Below are 3042 nucleotides of genomic sequence, written 5' to 3'. Positions count from 1 at the left end.
CGTCGGACAGGCCCTAGGCCGGCTGGGCCTCCGGCATCTCGGTCAGCCACGGCAGGGCGCCGCGGTCGCTCGCGCCGAGCCGGGCGTAGGCGCTGTACAGGTGGTTGCCGACGGTGCGGATCGACAGGGTGAGGCGTTCGGCGATCTGCCGGTTGCTCAGGCCCGCCGCCGCGAGGGTGACGATCTGCCGCTGCCGGGCGGTGAGTTCGCCGAGGACCAGCCCGGACAGCGCCGGCGTGCGGGCGCCCTGGCAGCGCCGGGCCAGGGCCACGGCCCGGGTGCGGGAGTGCCGGGCGGCACGGGGATCGCGGTGTGCCCCCACCGCCTGGGCGTGCGCCTCGGCGGCGAACAGCGTGTAGCCGCGCCGCTCCAGCTCCTGGGCGACCTCGTCCAGGGCCGGGCCGTCGGCGCGGGTGAGCGCGTCGGCGTGCCGGGCGAACACGCCGGTCAGCCGGTCGATGACCTTCTCCGGAGCGCCGAGCCGGACGGCGTCATAGGGGTCGGCGAGGTCCGCGAGGACGGTGTCGAGGTCACCCGGGCTGTCGACAGTGGCCTCTCCCAACTGGGCGGAGGCACGGTCGAGTTCGTCCTGGCACGACGCGTCCGAGGGTGCGCCGCGCAGCCCCTCTCTCGCCCAGGCCGCCGCTTCCCGCAACTCCCCGCGCAGCCGGGCGAACCGGGCGCGTACGGCGGCGTACCCGCACGGCAGCGTGCCGCCCTCGGCGACCAGCCACTCCCCCACCGGCGTGGGCACGGCCCGTACGTCGGCCCGGTCGATCCGCTGCGCCAGTGCGGCCGACTCGGCGTCGAGGGCGGCGGCGTACACGTCCGGTGTCCGGGCCAGCCGGCGCGCCCGCAGCCGGCCGGCCGCGGCCCTGAGCACCGGGCCGTGCAGGGGGTGCGCGAGGCGGACGGTGCCCGCGTCGTCGACGTGGATCAGGCCGTCGGACTCCAGGACCTCCAGGGCCCCGATGTCCGCGTCGTCCGGATGCAGCGGCAGGGGTTCGGCGAAGGCGAGGCGGTCCAGGGTCTCGCGTTCGCGAGGGCAGGTGCGGCCGAGGACGGGGGCGGTGCGCTCACGCACGGCCGTGGTCAGCGGCACCGGGCCCCGCCACGCCCGTTCCTCGGTGCCCGGGACGGGTGTGAGCCGCCCCCGCACCGCGCCCAGCAGGTCGCGCAGCAGCCGCAGATCGCCCTGGCTCAGCCGGTGCAGCCGGTTGGCGGTGAGCGGGTCGAGCGGGCCGGCACCGGCCGTGAGGAGCCGCGCGGTCTCCTCCTCCGCCGGCGGCTCAAGGGTGAGGCGCGGCAGGAGCTCCCCGGTCCACAGCCGGGAGATCGCGCCGGGCACCGGGGCGCCGTCCGTGGCGACGACCAGCAGGCGGGTGCGGCCGTGCACGGCGAGCTGGTGGACCAGGGCGGCGGAGGCGTCGTCGAGCAGGTGCGCGTCGTCCACGACCAACGTGCGTACGCCGGCCAGGAGCTGGACCGCGCGGTGCAGGGTGACCGTCTCGGGCAGCAGATGGGCGAACGCGGCGAAGGGAAGGGCGCGGCTCTCGGGAGTGCCGGCCGCCCGGGCGCAGTCGGTGCCGCGGACCGCCTCGGTGACGAGGCGGGTCTTGCCGCAGCCCGCCGGGCCCGTCACCACGATGCCGCGGCGTCCGCCGGTCAGGGACCTGCGGACCAGCTCCAGTTCGTCCTCCCGCCCGGCGAACGGCCAGGGCAGCTCCAGGGGCGTCGCGTCCCGCTCGTAAGTCGTCACACAGACATGAGCGCGGCTACTCACTTCTGATACAGGGCGACTTGAGTAGCCCCCGACTCAGGCGCCCGGGACGGCCCGCGGGGCAGGCTGTGGCCCATGACCGCACGCTACTGCTCGCTGGCTCAGGCGCCGGCGCCCGCCTTCGCACCGGGGCTGGCGGCCGAGCGGCTGAGCGCGCTCGCGAGCGGGCGGCGGATGTGGGTCAACGGCACTGTTCTGCACTACTGGTTCTTCGACGGCGACAGCGACGCGTCCGTCATCCCCGTGCCGGGGACGGGGATGACGCGACGCGTGTCGTGGGCCGGCGCCGAGGAGCAGCGGGACGTGGTGCGCGCGTGCTTCCGGGAGTGGCAGGACCTCGGCGCCGGGATCTCCTTCGCCGAGGTCGACGACCGCTCGGAGGCCGAACTGCGCATCGGGTTCCAGCTCGGCGACGGCTCCTGGTCGGCCGTGGGCCGCGACGCGCTCCAGGCCGGCCGGCACGAGCGCACCATGAACTTCGGCTGGGACCTGACCGCGCCCGGGGAGCGCGGGACGGCCCTGCACCAGATCGGGCACGCGCTCGGCATGCTGCACGAGCACCAGAGCCCGTTCGCCGGCATCCACTGGGACGACGAGGCGGTGTACGCCGAACTGGCGGGCCCGCCCCACCACTGGAGCCGGGAGAGGACGCACTACAACATTCTGCGCAAGCTCGACCCGGACGAGGTCAACGGCTCCGTCTGGGACCCGCAGTCGATCATGGAGTATCCGTTCTCGTCGGGGCTGGTCCTGGAGCCGGAGCAGTACCGCGCGGGGCTGAACCCGCCCGGCACCCTGTCCGCCGCCGACAAGGAGTTCGTCCTCCGCTGGTATCCGCCTGCGGATCGGCCGGGACCGTCCGAGCTGGTGCCGTTCCGCTCGGCACCGCTCGGTCTCGGACCGGGCGAGCAGGCCGACTTCGTCGTCGACCCGCCGGAGACCCGCACCTACACGCTGGGCACCTTCGGCCACGGCGACGCCGTCGTCGTGGTCTTCGAGGAGCGGGACGGGGAGCCCCGTTACCTCGCCGGGCAGGACGACGGAGGGACCGCGCAGAACGCCACGATCAGCGCCCGGCTCGTCAAGGGCCGCCGCTACCACGTCCGCGTACGCCTGTACTCCGCCTGGGGTTCCGGCGAGACGGCGGTGATGTGCTGGTGACAGCACCGACGCGCCGCGCGGACACCTGAGCCACAGTCCGGCACCGGGGGAGCGGTGGTTGACGGAGCCCGCGGGGGGGGGGGGTCTAAAAGACACCCCCC

2 protein-coding genes are annotated in these 3042 nt (G+C 75.1%); one reads left to right on the top strand and one right to left on the bottom strand.

Annotated features, from left to right (window positions below):
* Nucleotides 1-13: 13 nt before the first annotated feature.
* Nucleotides 14-1759 carry a LuxR C-terminal-related transcriptional regulator gene (locus ACFTZL_RS43395; protein ID WP_382595698.1) on the bottom strand — a complete coding sequence of 582 codons (1746 nt, stop codon included), beginning with the start codon at nucleotides 1757-1759 and terminating at the stop codon, nucleotides 14-16.
* 96 nt (nucleotides 1760-1855) lie between these two features.
* Here ACFTZL_RS43395 and ACFTZL_RS43390 point away from each other — a divergent pair, with 96 nt between their 5' ends.
* Nucleotides 1856-2941, top strand: a complete 1086-nt coding sequence (locus ACFTZL_RS43390) for a M12 family metallopeptidase (RefSeq protein ID WP_382595695.1) — start codon at nucleotides 1856-1858, stop codon at nucleotides 2939-2941.
* Nucleotides 2942-3042 lie beyond the last annotated feature (101 nt).

Origin of the sequence: Streptomyces sp. NPDC056948, from assembly GCF_042674225.1 — a bacterium.
Taxonomy (GTDB): domain Bacteria; phylum Actinomycetota; class Actinomycetes; order Streptomycetales; family Streptomycetaceae; genus Streptomyces; species Streptomyces purpurascens.
The sequence above is the reverse complement of the archived record's forward strand: the minus strand, read 5'-3'. Positions and strand labels throughout refer to the sequence as shown.

Bases quoted from the DNA above. Each gene is read 5' to 3' on its own strand.
- ACFTZL_RS43390 (WP_382595695.1), top strand. From the start codon at position 1,856: ATGACCGCACGCTACTGCTCGCTGGCTCAGGCGCCGGCGCCCGCCTTC.